This window comes from Enterococcus sp. 5H, from assembly GCF_028128615.1.
GTDB lineage: Bacteria > Bacillota > Bacilli > Lactobacillales > Enterococcaceae > Enterococcus_L.
This window is the reverse complement of sequence record NZ_AMDP01000019.1, coordinates 57,524-73,919: the sequence shown is the minus strand read 5'-3', so window position 1 is coordinate 73,919 and position 16,396 is coordinate 57,524. Positions and strand designations below refer to the sequence as shown.

Annotated in this window: 13 protein-coding genes; 4 read left to right on the top strand and 9 right to left on the bottom strand. The window is 35.5% G+C overall.

Features of this window, described 5'->3' with window-relative positions; genetic code table 11:
- Positions 1 to 74: 74 nt before the first annotated feature.
- The 9 genes from C240_RS06430 to dnaA form a co-directional block, all read right to left on the bottom strand.
- A complete protein-coding gene (locus C240_RS06430) occupies positions 75 to 1,088 on the bottom strand; it encodes a DUF916 and DUF3324 domain-containing protein (protein ID WP_271492844.1) in 1,014 nt (337 codons plus the stop codon).
- A gap of 81 nt (positions 1,089 to 1,169) precedes the next feature.
- Positions 1,170 to 1,670 (bottom strand): hypothetical protein, encoded by a 501-nt coding sequence (locus tag C240_RS06425; RefSeq protein WP_271492842.1) that lies wholly within the window; start codon positions 1,668 to 1,670, stop codon positions 1,170 to 1,172.
- 117 nt (positions 1,671 to 1,787) lie between these two features.
- A complete protein-coding gene (locus C240_RS06420; protein WP_271492839.1) occupies positions 1,788 to 3,674 on the bottom strand; it encodes a hypothetical protein in 1,887 nt (628 codons plus the stop codon).
- Between the two features lie 558 nt (positions 3,675 to 4,232).
- On the bottom strand, positions 4,233 to 6,731 hold the full coding sequence (gene gyrA, locus C240_RS06415) for a DNA gyrase subunit A (RefSeq protein WP_271492836.1): 2,499 nt from the start codon (positions 6,729 to 6,731) through the stop codon (positions 4,233 to 4,235).
- A gap of 135 nt (positions 6,732 to 6,866) precedes the next feature.
- Positions 6,867 to 8,816 carry a DNA topoisomerase (ATP-hydrolyzing) subunit B gene (gyrB, locus tag C240_RS06410; protein ID WP_271492833.1) on the bottom strand — a complete coding sequence of 650 codons (1,950 nt, stop codon included), beginning with the start codon at positions 8,814 to 8,816 and terminating at the stop codon, positions 6,867 to 6,869.
- The gene (recF, locus tag C240_RS06405) at positions 8,813 to 9,940 is read right to left on the bottom strand and encodes a DNA replication/repair protein RecF (RefSeq protein ID WP_271492831.1); all 1,128 of its coding nucleotides are present in this window, start codon (positions 9,938 to 9,940) and stop codon (positions 8,813 to 8,815) included. Before recF ends, gyrB begins: the two co-directional genes overlap by 4 nt.
- A complete protein-coding gene (yaaA, locus tag C240_RS06400) occupies positions 9,927 to 10,169 on the bottom strand; it encodes a S4 domain-containing protein YaaA (protein ID WP_271492828.1) in 243 nt (80 codons plus the stop codon). The genes recF and yaaA overlap by 14 nt, the downstream gene beginning before the upstream one ends.
- 320 nt (positions 10,170 to 10,489) lie before the next feature.
- Positions 10,490 to 11,620, bottom strand: coding sequence for a DNA polymerase III subunit beta (dnaN, locus tag C240_RS06395; RefSeq protein WP_271492824.1), 1,131 nt, complete (start codon positions 11,618 to 11,620; stop codon positions 10,490 to 10,492).
- A 201-nt stretch (positions 11,621 to 11,821) separates the two neighbouring features.
- Positions 11,822 to 13,165, bottom strand: a complete 1,344-nt coding sequence (dnaA, locus tag C240_RS06390; protein WP_271492821.1) for a chromosomal replication initiator protein DnaA — start codon at positions 13,163 to 13,165, stop codon at positions 11,822 to 11,824.
- 520 nt (positions 13,166 to 13,685) lie between these two features.
- Between dnaA and rpmH the strand changes: the two genes are divergently transcribed.
- From rpmH to jag, 4 genes are all read left to right on the top strand, one after another.
- The gene (gene rpmH, locus C240_RS06385; RefSeq protein ID WP_002356012.1) at positions 13,686 to 13,820 is read left to right on the top strand and encodes a 50S ribosomal protein L34; all 135 of its coding nucleotides are present in this window, start codon (positions 13,686 to 13,688) and stop codon (positions 13,818 to 13,820) included.
- A gap of 448 nt (positions 13,821 to 14,268) precedes the next feature.
- On the top strand, positions 14,269 to 14,607 hold the full coding sequence (gene rnpA / locus C240_RS06380; RefSeq protein WP_271492460.1) for a ribonuclease P protein component: 339 nt from the start codon (positions 14,269 to 14,271) through the stop codon (positions 14,605 to 14,607).
- 15 nt (positions 14,608 to 14,622) lie between these two features.
- On the top strand, positions 14,623 to 15,450 hold the full coding sequence (locus tag C240_RS06375; protein ID WP_271492458.1) for a YidC/Oxa1 family membrane protein insertase: 828 nt from the start codon (positions 14,623 to 14,625) through the stop codon (positions 15,448 to 15,450).
- Positions 15,451 to 15,465: 15 nt separating this feature from the next.
- Positions 15,466 to 16,245, top strand: coding sequence for an RNA-binding cell elongation regulator Jag/EloR (gene jag / locus C240_RS06370; RefSeq protein ID WP_271492456.1), 780 nt, complete (start codon positions 15,466 to 15,468; stop codon positions 16,243 to 16,245).
- The last annotated feature ends 151 nt before the right edge of the window (positions 16,246 to 16,396 follow it).

Genomic DNA, 16,396 nt, shown 5'->3' with positions numbered 1-16,396 from the left:
TACTTATTTTTAGATTTATAGTAGTAAGTGAAGCAAAGCTGGTCTTTAGTTTTGTCCCACTCACCCACTTAGAATTAATTAGATGTTTTTTTCGCTTTCTGAAATTTCCACAAAGTATATCCCAGCGCTGCTGCTAATGCCAAAATAATGATTCCCATAATTGTAACGATAAGCCGCCAAGAAAACTGTTTAGGTGTTTGATCAACTGATGTTTCATTTAAATCTCTAGCTTGTTTTTGTTTGATTGAAAAATCTTGACTAAACGTCCAGTCCCCTTCAGCATTTTTCAGGTTTACTGTATACGTATATTCACCAGATTTAAATTTATCATTCAGCATGGTAAATAAAGAAAATTCACTATTTGGAGCTATACTCATGGCACTTCGTTTTTCTTCAACAATCGCTGCATTCTGCCCTTTTTTCTTAATGGTGAATGTCCCTTCAACTTGCTTTAAAAGCTTTGGTTGGGGGTTTTTTATTGTCATTTGAACAGCATTTCTTTTGTTGATTTGTGTTAATTCAACATTTCCGCCTGTTAACTCTGAGTCAACCTCTTTGTCATTATTTGAAAGCTGGACCGCTATAGCATATTGAAATTCATTTTTAATAGTATTCTTAGCTTTGTTTTGCTCATTTTGCTTTTTAGCAACTATTATTCCGCCTAGAATAATACCGTCAAATGAATTTTTCGGCATTGTTAGAGTGATGTTTACAATTTTTTCTGCTCCGCCGGGGATTGAGACTGTTTGTTCCCGTTTTTCAACGAGGTTCGTAAGTTGGTATTCTGTTTCAATTAATTTAGTATCCTGTTGACTATAATCGATAATGCCGTTTATATTTGTTGTTGCTGTATTTACATTAACTATGTATGTGACTTCAGCTTGTGAATGATTCGTAATTTTAATCGGTAACGTTTCTTTTTTATCAGAATCAGAACGAAGGTTAAAATAGCTGTCATTATCACCAATTTGACTACTCGTCATTTGAGGTTTCACCGAAAAATCAATTCCCTCTTCTGCCATGCTCACCAGTGGATTTACCACACTGAAAAAAATACTTAGAAACAATATAATCATTACTTTTTTCATATTTTTAATTCCTTTACCTAATTTTAGAGCCCGAAACAAAACGAATAAAATCATTTTGCTTCAGACTCTTACTGCGCTTTTCTAGTTGCCTTCTGGTCCGCTTGTTAACGTCCAAGTTAAGGTTGTGCTGTAATCTCCGGCATTTACACTATTTGGAACACTCAATGTTGCGTCAAATGGTTTTTCTTGAACTAAATCATAGCTCTCTGCTTTGGCTTGTGCTGCGAAGTTTTGTGGCGCTGTATTTACTGCATTATCAACATTAGTAATATCGATCAGCATTGCATTATCCCAAGTTCCAACATCCGCTTTAGCAATTTTTACATCCCATCCTACATAAGTTCCCCGGTAATCAGAAACAGTGATTTCGCCTGTTTTTTTAATTGTAGTTAACGCCTCTGTTCCTAATGTTAGGGCACCAAAATTAAGTTCATTAGTAGCTGAAATTAACAGCTCCCCACCTTCAATACTTGTTTTAGCAATAGTTTCGCCTTTTAACACATCCGCATATGCTGGCATTGCTACCTGTACAGTTCCAAACAACATTCCTGTTACTAACCCATTAATTAAAACTTTTTTCATTTTATATTCTCCTTTTTATTTCACCTTTATTTCTTCATTGGTTGTTGAATTTTATAGCAAGCCATTATTAAATGAAATAGATCACAATACTGTTGAAAAAAATGCTTCTTTTCTTTTTTATGATGGTCCGGCAGTCAAGGTCCATTTTAATGTCCCTGTATATGTTTGTGCTTTTAATGGTTCATCAGCTGGAATACTTAAAAATAATCCTCTTTCAGTATCCCACGTATGCAACGGTGTGTTTTCAGATGGTGAATCCGGGTTTTCTTCAAGGCTGGAGGTAAATATTTGAATCGATGAGTGATTCAAGAATTGTTCCTGTCCGTTAGCTGAGTCTTTGTAAACAAGATATTGCCCCAATAAACTATTATCATCCATTCCCAAATTTAGCGTATAATTTCCCTGTAATCCAGCTCCACGGCTATCTTGTATAGCTAATTCTAAAGCGCCATTGTTTCGACCAACTAACTGTTTCTCTGATTGAAGTGTAAAGTCACTAAAAGTAATAAATTGCGGTACGGATAAATTAAGTTCCCCTTCTTCCACATACACATTAATGACGTAATCATATTGGATTTTTTTTCCCGAACTCATTGTTTGTTCAACTCTGATTACTGCTTCTTTTTCCCCAGAGCTAGTAGTATCAGGATAGACTAAAAATTCTTTTGATATATTTAAAAGTCCTTCAACATTAATAAATTCGTCAATATGGTCATTAAAGTAGGCATTGTTTGTGTAAATCGGAACAGTCAGTTCGTTCGTCGTAAAGCTATTTAATTGTACTTGTTTAAATCCTTCATCAGTTATTTCATAGTAAACCTCATTCAGACCATTTGTATTATCGAAAAAAGTTTCATTGTCAATTAAATATAGCCATGGTCTTTCATATTTTTCACCTGTTTTACGTCCATGCCAGATTTGGATAATATCACCCATTTCAACCTTGACCCGCTCGCCAATTTCACTAACCCATAATTCTTTGATTTGTTTTGGCGTGTCTTTAGATTTTAATGAAAACTGTTGATTTGGAGTCAAACTTAAGTTCAAGATACCTGATTCATCCGCTTGATAAAACGATACTGTTGAAAAGAACGGATTATTAAATGTTGGTAACGAACTATAATCTAAACTACTCGCTCCTTGACCAGATTCTAACGAAATACTAGGACCAGGATGAAGTGTTAGCGCAGATACAATCCTTCTTGCATCTGTTCCGGTCCATTCACCACTAATGGCAATACTTTTACCCCAGCGCACATTGACCGTAGTTTCTACTGTTGTTTGTTTTGAAGGATCTGCATTTAACAATACTTGAACGGTTACTTTTTTTTGACCCGTTACATCGGTCGCTATCGTATCTTGAAGCTGAACTGTGTATTGATCTTCTGTTAAATATTGATCGCCTAATTTCACTTCTTGAACAAATGAATATAGATCTTGTTCGTCATCTTTTGTCCCTAAAACTGTCGTTACTGTACTTGGTTTTGCTGTAAGCTTTGCCTCTTCAAACGTTACTTTAAGGTTTAGTTGAATAGAATAATCTATTTCGTTCGATAATAAAGACTGTCTGTATTTTCCAAATACAGAGTAGCTAATTTCTTGTTCATAGTCAGATGAGAAAAACTGATTGGTTATCACAATCTCAATCTGATCTTTTGCGATTAGATTATTTGATATAAGTATCTGATTGATAATTTTTTCTTTTATAAACCTCTCATCAATTACTGTACCTTCACTTACTATATATTCAGTTTCAGCATCAACTATAATCTCTAGTTTCGGATCAGATTCAGGTCGTAAGCTGTTATCTTCTGCCAACTCAGAAGGATCAGACAAGACATCTTCCGACAGACGTGGAGGAAAATTTTGCTCATCAATCAAAGTACTAAAACTAACAGGATAATCACCCTCAATATTGTCTAAAGAACTAGCGTGTACTGGAGCTAGTTGCATTAAGCTAACAATTAATAATAGGCTACTTGTTCTATATAGTATTTTTTTCATATTTCATTTCCCATTTCAAAATAAGCATCCGTAAAAAAACACTTCTTCATAAAATCCACTTTAAACTTCTATTTTTCCTAAGAAATCCAAAACTATTTCTTATGTAATGAATCAGTGTTCTGACGTACAACATTAAAAAAAAGCAAAAAAAACTATTTCTTGTTCCGTCCCATTTTGAGTCTCCTTTTCCACTAATATTTACTTGCAATAAATTATAAAACAACAATATTCAGCCTAACATATGGTTAAATAAGAATCAATAACTATTGGTAAATTATTATAAATCAACGTTTCAACTCCTTCTGTCGTTTTTTTAAAATAACATATGTGTGAAAAATAGAATTAAAAAAAATGAAATTTCCTGTTTTTAAAATAGTATTATTTTTCATTCATTTAGAATGTATTTACATTCTGACGTTTAAATTCTTTCGAAATTTATTTTTTTCATATCTGAAAAACAATGAAATTCGTATTTTTAATTAATAATATTATTCTTTGGAATATTTTTTATTTCATCAAAAAAACTGTTCCGATAATTAAATCGAAACAGTTAATTTTTTATTCTTCTGTTGTTTCTGGTGTCTCAACTGTTGTCTCCACACCTTCAGCTTCTGCTATCTCTTCAGGTTCAGGTTCAACAACCGCCATTGTTACCACTTTGGCATCTTCTTCCATTCTCATCAAACGAACACCTAATGTTGCACGTCCAGTTTGCGAAACAGAATCAACGTTGAAGCGAATAATAACCCCTTTGTTAGTGATTACTAAAATGTCTTCATCTCCACGAACTGTAGTTAATCCGGCTAATGGACCATTTTTGGCTGTAATGTTAGCTGTTTTAATCCCTTTACCGCCACGGCCTTTTACAGGATACTCAGCGGCTTTTGTTCGTTTGCCGTAACCATTTTCCGTCAACACTAGAACTTCGGTGTCAGCGTCCAATAAAGAGGCTCCTACGACGTAATCATCTTCTCTTAGACGAATACCACGTACACCAGATGCTGTACGACCCATGTCACGAACCGCTGTTTCAGCGAATGTCACAGAATAGCCGTTATGGGTTCCGATAATCATGTTTTGCTCACCATTAGTCAACACAACATTAACTAACTCATCGTCTTCTTTCAAACCAATCGCAATTAAACCATTGCTTCTGATATTAGAAAAAGCTGTTACCGCAGTTCGTTTTACTGTCCCTTTACGAGTTGTAAAGAATAAGTAATGTCCATCTTCTGCTTGTCCTTCTACAGCAATTATTGCTTGAATTTTCTCACTTGAATCAATTCCTAATAGGTTGATTACCGGAATTCCTTTAGCTGTTCTACCATATTCTGGGATTTCATACCCTTTCGCACGATACACTTTTCCGTTATTCGTAAAGAACAGTAAGGTATCATGGGTTGAACAAGATACAAGATTTTTCACGAAATCATCATCATGAACGCCCATTCCTTGAACACCACGACCGCCACGACGTTGTGCACGGAATTCGCTGTTAGCGACACGTTTGATATAGCCGTTGTTTGTAAGAGTAATGACAACTTCGGCCTCTTCTATCAAATCTTCGTCTTCTAGACTCAACACTTCACCGACTAATAATTCCGTACGGCGCGGATCACCATATCTATCACGAATATCGCCTAATTCTGTTTTGATAATTTCAATCACACGTTCTGGACGACCTAAAATATCATCTAAATCAGCAATAAGTTTTAATAATTCTTGGTATTCATTTTCGATTTTATCTCGTTGCAAACCAGTTAAGCTACGTAAACGCATATCCAAAATAGCTTGGGCTTGGCGATCAGAAAATTCAAAACGCTCGATCAATGATGCTTTGGCTTCATCGTCTGCTTTTGAGTTTCGGATAATTGAAATAATCTCATCAATATGATCTAAAGCAATACGTAAACCTTCTAAAATATGCGCACGAGATTCTGCTTTTCTCTTATCGAATTTAGTACGGCGGATAATAACTTCTTTTTGGTGTTCCACATAATTTTCAAGAATTTGTTTCAGACTTAAAATTTTCGGAACGCCTTTTTCGATTGCTAGCATATTAAACCCAAATGAGGTTTGCAGAGCAGTCATTTTATATAAGTTATTCAAAATAACAGAAGCACTGACGTCGCGACGAACATCGATAACTATACGCATTCCTTCACGAGAAGATTCATCACGTAAATCAGTAATACCTTCAATTCGCTTATCACGATGCAGTTCTGAAATTCGTTCGATTAATTTTGCTTTATTCACCATGTATGGCAATTCTGTAACTAAAATTCGTTCTTTACCATTCGGCATGTCAGTGATATCTACTTTTGCGCGAACTGTAATCGAGCCTTTACCAGTTTCATAAGCACGACGAATACCAGATTTACCCATTACTAAACCACCCGTTGGGAAATCAGGTCCTGGTAAAACTTCCATCAATTCTTGCGTTGTAACTTCTGGATTATCCATCAAAAGACCAGTAGCTTCAATAACTTCGGATAAATTATGAGGCGGAATATTGGTTGCCATTCCGACTGCAATACCTGTTGTACCATTGACTAAAAGGTTAGGAAAGCGAGCAGGCAATACATCAGGCTCTTGCTCAGAATCATCGTAGTTTCCATGGAAATTTACGGTATCTTTGTTAATATCACGAAGCATTTCTGACGCTATTTTACTCATTCTTGCTTCGGTATAACGCATTGCAGCAGCTCCATCGCCATCGACAGAACCAAAGTTTCCGTGACCGTCTACTAACATACTGCGGTAACTAAACGGCTGTGCCATCCGTACCATTGATTCATAAATCGCACTGTCACCATGCGGGTGATACTTACCCATAACATCCCCAACAATACGGGCAGATTTTTTATGCGGTTTGTCAGGTGTAACACCCAACTCATTCATTCCATATAAAATACGGCGGTGAACAGGTTTTAGCCCGTCACGTACATCCGGCAATGCCCGAGCCACAATAACACTCATCGCATAGTCAATGAAGGATTCTTTCATTTCACTGGTCAGATTGACGTCTTGAATGTTTTCTTTCATTTCTTCACTCATGAACTTGTCTCCTTTAAATTTCTAAGTCCGACCTTCAACTTTTAAACCTTAAAAATAGTTAGAAGTTGATAAGATCAAAACGTTAATGTAGTATCTCATTCACTTGGCTCAAAGGATAAAGATTCTCCTTCTTAACTAAATGTCCAGATTTTTCACGTAATGGGCATTTTCTTCAATAAATGCTCGGCGTGGTTCAACTCTGTCACCCATCAGCATTTCAAAAATTTGATCGGCTTCAATTGCATCATCAACACTAACACGAGCCATCATACGTTTTTCAGGGTCCATTGTGGTTTCCCATAATTGATGGTCATCCATTTCTCCAAGACCTTTATAACGCTGAACACTTGGTTTTGGACTTGCTGGTAATGATTCCAGAACTTTCGCTAATTCTTCTTCAGCATTTTTCCCAGGTTGAACATAGGTGATATTTTTTCCTTGTTTCACCCCATATAATGGTGGTTGAGCGATATAAACATAGCCTGCTTCAACAACTGGGCGCATGAAACGGTAGAAAAGTGTCAGTAATAACGTACGGATATGAGCACCATCGACATCGGCATCGGTCATAATAACTAATTTATGGTAACGTGCTTTAGATACATCAAAATCAGCACCAAAACCTGTTCCCATGGCAGTAAATAATGAACGAATTTCTTCATTTGCCAAAATTTTATCCATGCTGGCTTTTTCAACGTTCAAAATCTTCCCGCGAATTGGTAAGATTGCTTGGAATTCACGGCTGCGGCCTTGTTTAGCTGAACCGCCGGCTGAATCTCCTTCGACGATGAAAATTTCACATTTTTCCGGATCTTTACTTGAACAATCGGCTAATTTACCAGGTAAGTTGCTGATTTCAAGTGCGCCTTTACGACGAGTAACTTCACGGGCTCTTTTAGCTGCTAAACGAGCTTTAGAAGCTAATAAGCCTTTTTCAACGATTTGTTTACCCACAGTTGGGTTTTCCATCAAGAATTTATTGAAATACTCAGAGAATAAACGGTCAGTTACTGTCCGAACTTCTGAATTTCCTAATTTTGTTTTGGTTTGGCCTTCAAACTGAGGCTCCGGATGTTTAATTGAAATAACAGCTGTTAAACCTTCACGTACATCTTCACCCGTTAAGTTTTCATCGTTTTCTTTCATAATTTTTTGCTTACGAGCGTAATCATTAATCACACGAGTCAATGATGTTTTAAACCCTGATTCATGGGTTCCGCCTTCATAGGTATGAATATTGTTGGCAAAACTTAATAAGTTTGAGTGGTAGCCATCTGTATATTGCATTGAAACTTCTACTGTAATATCTTGTTGTTCCCCTTCAATAAAAATTGGTTCAGGGAATAGAACTTCTTTGTTCGCATTCAGATGCTCAACATAACTCTTAATACCACCTTCATAGTGATATTCTTTTAAAACTGGTTTTTCTTCACGTTTGTCTTCAATTGAGATTTTTAGTCCACGATTTAAGAAAGCTAATTCTCTTACACGAGTTGCCAATTTATCAAAACTAAAAACAGTTGTCTCTGTAAAAATTTCTGGATCTGGTATAAAGTGAACCGTAGTTCCGTGGCGATCTGTTTCTTCAATGACTTTCAGATCATTCACAACTGCACCACGATGGAACTCTTGATAGTAAACTTTACCTTCTTTGTAGACTTTTACATCTAGCGTAGTTGATAAGGCATTTACTACAGAAGAACCCACACCATGCAAACCGCCAGACACTTTGTATCCGCCGCCGCCGAATTTACCGCCGGCATGTAGAACTGTAAAGACGGTTTCCACGGCTGGACGTCCAGTTTTCACTTGAATATCAACCGGAATTCCTCGACCATCATCGATAACCGTAATACTATTATCTGGTTCAATTACAACTTGGATACTTGAGGCGAAACCTGCTAGGGCTTCATCAATTGAATTATCTACGATCTCCCAAACTAAATGGTGTAACCCTTCTGAACTAGTAGAACCTATGTACATACCAGGACGTTTACGAACCGCTTCAAGACCTTCTAGTACCTGAATCTGACTGGCATCATATTCTTGGGCGCGTTCTTTCATATTTTTTTCTTCTTCTGTCATATAGATGCTTCCCTCTCTATCTCTCCCTGATGAACATTAAATATATCCGGTTCAACAGTTAATTTATTGTTTAAATGATCCAAACTTGTCGTTGTTAAAAAAGTCTGAACCTTTCCTTCAATCGTTTCTAGTAGGTGTAATTGTCGTTCATTGTCTAACTCACTCATGACATCATCCAATAACAAGACAGGATATTCTCCTGTTTCTGAATACATTAAATCAATTTCCGCCAGCTTTACGCTTAATGCAGTGGTTCTTTGTTGACCTTGTGATCCGTAAGTTTGTACATTTTGACCATTCACATTAAAAATCAGATCATCTCGATGAGGACCTAAAAATGTATTAGCTTTAAATAGTTCACGCTTACGGTTGGCAAAAAGACTTTCCTGCAGCTGCTTTTGGATCTCTTCTAGTGAAAAATTTTCTTTATCTAATGGGATACTTGAAAAATAATCAATCGATAATTCTTCTTTTTCATGGCTAATTTTCTTATGCAGTAAATTGGCCCAATGTTCTAACTTTTTGATGAACTCCAAGCGGGCAAATAAAACTTTTCCGCCAAATTCAGCTAGTTGCTCAGTCAGAATATCAAGATAAACAAGATCTGATTGCTTTTTTTCAGCTAGTTGCTTCAAATATTGATTCCGCTGTTTCAATACAGACTGGTACTGAACTAAATCATAGAGATAAATCGGGTTCACTTGACCTAACTCCATGTCGATAAACTTGCGGCGCAATTGTGGTGAACCTTTTACCAAAGAAAGATCCTCCGGTGCAAATAAAATGACATTTAATTGACCAATATAAGAACTCAAGCGTTTCTGTTCAATATGATTAACTTTTGTTTTGCGTCCTTTATTAGAAATAATGATCTCTAATGGAACTGTTCCAGTCTTTTTTTCAACAACTCCGCTGATTTTTGCCGAGTCTGAATCCCAATGAACCAATTCTTTCTCGTTACTCGTTCGATGGCTGCGGGTCATCGCTAAAACATAAATACTTTCAAGAAGATTTGTCTTTCCTTGGGCATTTTCTCCTAAAAAAATATTTAAGGTTTTAGGAAAATCTAACGTTAATTTATCGTAATTACGATAATGCTGAACACTGATCTCATTCAGTCTCATCAGTCGGCTCGCCTTTTTTTACCATAAAAAAAGTACCTTCTTCAGGTATCTCGATCATCATGCCGGCATATAATTTTCTTCCGCGGCGATTCTCTATCTCCCCATCTACGAAAACACTATTCTCAGCTAAGTACCATTTGGCCTGACCGCCGCTGCTAATTACATTGACTTCTTTCAAGACTTGACCCAGTGTCATATAATCAGTTTCTAAAACAAGCGTCTTTTTCAATATGCATCCCTCTTTTTTATTTTCACTTTTACTCTAATATTATACTCTTTTTTACCTCAGAAAACAAATTTATCCGTCTAATTTTCTTTCTAAGCACTTTTGATGAGAATCGATAAAAAATATTCTAATGATAAAAAGAGGCTTAAAATGCATTTTAAGAAGAAATTTATAAGTTGAGGTATTGAAACAAATTTTCAATAGTTTTCATTTTCTAGAACCTTATAACGAGGCAATTGTTGGAAGTGTATTTTATGAAGAAAAGCAAAAAAACCTGCGTCAAAGCTTGTATTTAGCTCTATCGCAGGTTTTTCTTTGCTTTTTTAGTTTGTACGTACAGGCGTGATTAATTGAATAAAGTCTAAATCTGTTTCTGTTGGTTCTAATGTAAATGGACGAATAGCAGAGATAAATTTAACTGTAATATTCATATCACCAAACGCACGTAAAGCATCTTTCATATAATCTGGGTTGAAAGAAATTTCTAATGGATCACCCGTTACTTTTTCATAATTTAGTGGTTCTTCAACTTTCCCAATTTCTGGTGAGTTTCCGTAAAGAACAACAGAATCCGATGCAATCGCCAAACGAACAATATTGTTACGACCTTCATGAGATAGTAATGATGCACGATCAATCGCTGATAATAGTTCTGGAACATAAAAGTCAATTTCTGTATTGAAGCTTGTTGGAATTAGACGATTAGTATCAGGATAATTACCTTCTAGCAAACGAGAATAGAAATACATATTTTGAGTTTTAAATAATACTTGGTTTTCCATGATGCTAATTTCAACCATTTCTTCTTCGTTAGTAAACGAGCGAGAAAGTTCAGTTAAGCTTTTTCCTGGGATAACAATATTAAAATTTTCAGCTGCTTGTTCAATTGGAATGATTCTTTGGCTTAGACGATGTGAGTCTGTTGCAACAGCTAATAATTTTTGATTTTCCAAAATAAAATGAACCCCAGTTAAAATTGGACGGCTTTCATGAAGAGAAACCGCAAATCCTGTTTCATTAATAATTTTTGTTAACAGGTGAACGGGTAATTGAATTTGATTTTTAGCGTCGATTACAGGAAGATGTGGATAATTTTCTGCATCCAAACCATTTACAGTAAAATCAGCTTTTCCGGAAGTAATTGCTACTTGGTTATTTTCTAAAACTTCTAATGTAAACATATCTTCAGGTAATTTACGAATAATTTCTCCAAAAAAACGAGCTTGTAAAACAATACTTCCTGTTGATTCAATGTTCATCTGTGCTTTTTCGTCATCTTGACTTAAAAAACTTTCAATAGAAATATCTGCATTACTCCCTGTTAAAGATAAACCTTCGTCTGTTAAGACAATTTTTACCCCTGTTAAAATAGGAATAGTTGTTTTAGAGGAAATGGCTCTTTGAACAGTTTGTAGTTCTTGTAAGAATGTATTTCTTTTTAAAGTTACTTTCATAATGATTGAACTCCTTTTTTAAATAGATTTTAAAAGCATAAATTTTGCTAAGACTGTTTTGTATTTATATATAAATAAATAATAAAAGTAGTAGGTCCTGTTAATTCTGTGGAAAAGTCTGGAAATGAAATAATAGCAAAGTTTTCCACCTGTGTATAAGCTGTGGAAAACTTTTTTGTTTTTGGCTTTTTTATCCACAAGCTAGGAATTAAGTAAGTTTTTGATTTCGCCCACTTCTTTTTGAATCGCAGGGTCTTTTTCCATTAGTTGTTGAATTTTTTCATGGGCATGAATTACAGTTGTGTGATCTTTTCCGCCGAACTCTGCACCAATTTTTGGTAACGAGTTATCGGTCATTTCCCTAGAAAGATACATAGAAATTTGTCGGGGAACAACAATTGATTTTACTCGTTTCTTGCCTTTTAGGTCTTTTAGTTGAATATGATAATACTTTGCCACTTCCTCTTGAATTTGTAAAATCGATAAGTGGTTTTTAGAACCGACAGATTTCAATGACTTTAATGCATCAGCTGCTAGGCTTGTTGTAATATCTTCACCATTTATTGTAGCAAAAGCCTGTACTCGAACTAAAGCACCTTCTAATTCCCGGATGTTGGAATCAATCTGACCAGCAATGTAGCTCAAGGTATCATCTGGGATTTCAAGACGTTCTGCATCAGCTTTTTTCCGTAAAATAGCAATCCGAGTTTCTAAATCAGGCGGTGTAATGTCAACAGATAACCCCCAAGCAAAACGAGAAACTAAACGCTCCGGCAATTTAGGAATATCGTTAGGCGGTCGATCACTCGTCAATACGATTTGTTTGTTTTCATTATACAAATCATTGAAGGTATGGAAAAATTCTTCCAAAGTTGCTTCTTTTTCAGCCAAAAATTGAATATCATCTACTAAAAGTAAATCAACATTACGATATTCTTTTCTGAATTGCTCCGAATTCTTCGTTTGAATCGAATTGATGAACTCATTAGTAAAAGTTTCACTGCTGACATATTTAACTTTAGCATCTGGTCGATTTTGCAACATCTGATGACCAATTGCGTGCATCAAATGGGTTTTACCTAAACCAACACCACCGTAAAAGAATAGCGGATTGTAGATGGAACCGGGATCTTCTGCAACAACTAAAGCGGCAGCGTGAGCCATTTGATTTCCTTTACCTATCACGAAAGTGTCAAAAGAATACTTAGGATTTAATAGAGCTTTTTTACCGTGCTCTGCAATTTTCTCTTGTGTAACAGGTTCTTTTTCCTCTTGTTGAACCATCATAGGTTCTTTTTCACCAGTTACAACAAAGTGAGGCATTACTTCAGCGCCAGTCAATTTAAAACCAGTTTCGACGATTTTCGCAGCTAAATTTTTTTCCCAATAGTCTTTATGAACAGCAGAAGGAACTTCTAACCATAATTGATTATTTTCCAATTTTAGTGGTTGTGTTGTTTTTATCCAAGCATCAAAACTCGGTGCAGACAAAGCTGATTGGTAAGCATCTTCCAGATCTCTCCAGAAACTTTCCATATCGGGCATGAGGCGGCCTCCTTAAAAAAATTTTTCTATATAAAAAAGCAGAACGAATATAAATAGATACGCAAATAGAATTTTAGCATTTTTTCGCAGCTTTTTCCACAGGCAAATTGTGAATTGTGGAAAAAAAATTCACAAATGTCGATAAACTTATCCACAGAGCGGAAAGAAGTGGTGGATTACTTAGTCATTTTTTGTTTATCCACAAGCAACTCTGTAAAACAAATGCAGAAAACATAAGCTTTTTTTAAAGTTATGCACAAAACAAAAATGAGATGTGCATAACTTTTTAACAACCTGTTTTTTTGTGTAAAAGTGAGGATTTAATTAAAAATGAGTTGAGAACTTAAAAATAACTATCCACAGCTTTTCCCAGTTTTTTTATTTTTGTGGATAACTTTCTGATGATTTCAACAAAATTAATTCCTGAAATTTTATTGACAAACCTACCCATTACTAGGTATACTATCAAAGTATGTCTATGTATTGATGGATAGTTACAATTTCAGGAGGTGGAACAAAGATGAAAAGAACGTATCAACCAAACAAACGCAAACGTCAAAAAGTTCACGGATTCCGTAAACGCATGAGCACTAAAAACGGTCGTCGTGTATTAGCTAGCAGACGTCGTAAAGGCAGAAAAGTTATCTCTGCTTAATTTATGGTAATGCCAATTAATGAATTAGAATAAGAACCCTTTATTATCTTCACAACATTTCTGTGAACATAATAAAGGGTTCTTTTATTGAGACCCATATGATTTGGTCTGACAGAACTTAGCGGTTACTCACTAGATCGGAATAAATGACGAGAAAAGTAACTGCACCACTTCTCTCCGATCACATTACTTTCTTGGAGCTAAACACTTTTATCTTGGTCTCAAGTATAATTCATTTATCCTAAATCGTTTAGAAGAAAGCCAAAACTACCTTAGTATACAAGAAATAAAGTGAAAAAAAGATGAAAGAATGATAATATATGAAACTAGGGTCATAATTCTCGAAATCTCTGGATATTTTCCCTGAAATTTGGAAAAAAATGACTTAAATATGCTATTATTGTAGAGTGAGTAAAATAGAAAGACAGAAAGAAACAAAGGGATGCAGATGAAGAAATCCTATAGAGTAAAAAAAGAAAAAGATTTTCAAAAGGTGTTTCAGCATAAACAGTCATGTGCCAATCGAAGATTTATTGTCTACGTATTGGAAAAACCGGAACAAAAGCATTTTCGTGTAGGAATTTCCGTAGGTAAAAAAATTGGGAATGCTGTTAATCGAAATGCTGTGAAGCGTAAAGTCCGGACATCGATTTATCAATTGAAAAATTCAATTGAACCGACTTGTGATTTTATCATAATTGCTAGACCGGGAGTAGAAGCTTTAACATCAGAAGAAATTCATCGTAATGTAACACATGTTTTAAAACTTGCAAAAATTTTGAAATAAGAGAGGAACAGTTTTGTGAAGAAGTATAAACGCTTATTATTGATGGCAGGTTTGGTAACGCTTGTTTTTGTTTTATCAGCCTGTGGAACAGCCCCTATCAATCAGGATAGTACAGGAATTTGGGATCGTTATATTGTCTATTACTTTGCTGAAGCGATTAAGTTTTTATCCATTTCAGCGAATACAGGTGTTGGGATTATCCTATTTACATTAGTGATTCGGATTATTTTATTACCACTTATGCATTTTCAAACGAAAAGCATGCGCAAAACACAAGAGTTACAACCAAAATTAAAAGCACTTCAAAAAGAATATTCATCAAAAGACCCGGAAACACAACGTCTATTTAGAGAAGAGCAACAAAAATTATATGCCGAAAACAATGTAAATCCTTATGCAGGATGTTTACCGTTATTAATTCAAATGCCAATCATGATGGCACTGTATCAATCTATTTCTCGGGTACCGGAATTAAAACAAGGAAGCTTTTTATGGTTGAATTTAGGTCAGCCTGACCCGTATTTAATTTTACCGATTCTAGCAGCAGCATTTACTTTTGCCAGCAGCTACTTAACAAGTATGAGTCAAATCGAATCAAATGCTTCATTAAAAATTATGAACTTCGTTATGCCTGTAATGATTTTTGTAATGGGGATGAACTTAGCCAGTGGTTTGTCACTTTACTGGGTAGTTTCAAATGCATTCCAAGTAGGACAAACATTATTGCTGAATAATCCATTCAAAATTCGCAGAGAACGTGCTGAAGCAGAACAACGTGTAAAAGATCGCGAAAAAGCGTTGAAAAAAGCACAAAATCCTAAGAAAAAGAATAAGAAAAAATAAAAGGAGGTTTTCCAGATGCCGGTTTATGAGGGAAACACAATCGAAGAAGCAACAACTAAGGGCTTACGTACACTAAATTTATCCAGAGAAGATGTAGAGATCAAGGTGATTGCTGATGCTAAGAAAGGATTCTTAGGGTTTGGCAAAAAGCTTGCAAAAGTCTCCATTGAGCCTACAGTTAGTGAACAAATTTCAGAAGCAGTTGAAGAAACAGTCGAAGAGATCATTGTGTCAGATGAGGAAGTTAAAGCAGAAGCAGCCGTTGAAGAGTTGATTTCTGTTAATGTAACCGATTCTGAACCTTCCGAAGCGAGAGTCTTGGAAAATCTGGAAGACGAAGAAGCAATCACGGAATTAGCTCTTTACTTGACTAATATTTCAAAAGAACTAAACGCACCTGCATTTGTTCGATTAGAGCGTAAAGATGGGCTTTTAATTTTCCATTTGGATACGGAGAAACAAGGAATATTGATAGGTAAACATGGAAAAGTCTTGAATGCTCTTCAATATTTAGCACAAGTATTTGTTCACCGTGTGGCAACTAATAAATTGTCAGTTGTTGTTAATGTTGGCGATTACCGTGAAAAACGCCAAGCTATTTTACAACGTTTAGCAGAAAGAACAGCTGAAAAAGTTAAACAAACAGGTCGTCCGGTTTTTCTTGAACCAATGCCTGCATTTGAAAGAAAGCAAATTCATTTTACTTTAAGCAAAGATGAATATATTCAAACGCATTCAGAAGGTGACGAGCCATATCGCTACTTGGTGATTGAACCAGCGAAAAAACGTTTTTAATTATAGCTAAAGAGTGTGACTTTTCACACCGTTTATTCGGATTTTCGTTGGCGTAGATATCACTCAGAGAGTTATGTGCCAATTCTACTTTTTTCATTTTAGTTTCTAAAGATCAATCAAAAATACATTGACAAACTGACCCAAACAAAGT

Excerpts from the sequence above, each read along its gene's own strand:
- C240_RS06430 (WP_271492844.1), bottom strand. The coding sequence starts at position 1,088 with ATGAAAAAAGTAATGATTATATTGTTTCTAAGTATTTTTTTCAGTGTG.
- jag (WP_271492456.1), top strand. The coding sequence starts at position 15,466 with ATGCCGGTTTATGAGGGAAACACAATCGAAGAAGCAACAACTAAGGGC.
- dnaA (WP_271492821.1), bottom strand. The coding sequence starts at position 13,165 with ATGCCCGATATGGAAAGTTTCTGGAGAGATCTGGAAGATGCTTACCAA.
- dnaN (WP_271492824.1), bottom strand. The coding sequence starts at position 11,620 with ATGAAAGTAACTTTAAAAAGAAATACATTCTTACAAGAACTACAAACT.
- recF (WP_271492831.1), bottom strand. The coding sequence starts at position 9,940 with ATGAGACTGAATGAGATCAGTGTTCAGCATTATCGTAATTACGATAAA.
- C240_RS06425 (WP_271492842.1), bottom strand. The coding sequence starts at position 1,670 with ATGAAAAAAGTTTTAATTAATGGGTTAGTAACAGGAATGTTGTTTGGA.
- rnpA (WP_271492460.1), top strand. The coding sequence starts at position 14,269 with ATGAAGAAATCCTATAGAGTAAAAAAAGAAAAAGATTTTCAAAAGGTG.
- gyrA (WP_271492836.1), bottom strand. The coding sequence starts at position 6,731 with ATGAGTGAAGAAATGAAAGAAAACATTCAAGACGTCAATCTGACCAGT.
- rpmH (WP_002356012.1), top strand. The coding sequence starts at position 13,686 with ATGAAAAGAACGTATCAACCAAACAAACGCAAACGTCAAAAAGTTCAC.
- C240_RS06420 (WP_271492839.1), bottom strand. The coding sequence starts at position 3,674 with ATGAAAAAAATACTATATAGAACAAGTAGCCTATTATTAATTGTTAGC.
- gyrB (WP_271492833.1), bottom strand. The coding sequence starts at position 8,816 with ATGACAGAAGAAGAAAAAAATATGAAAGAACGCGCCCAAGAATATGAT.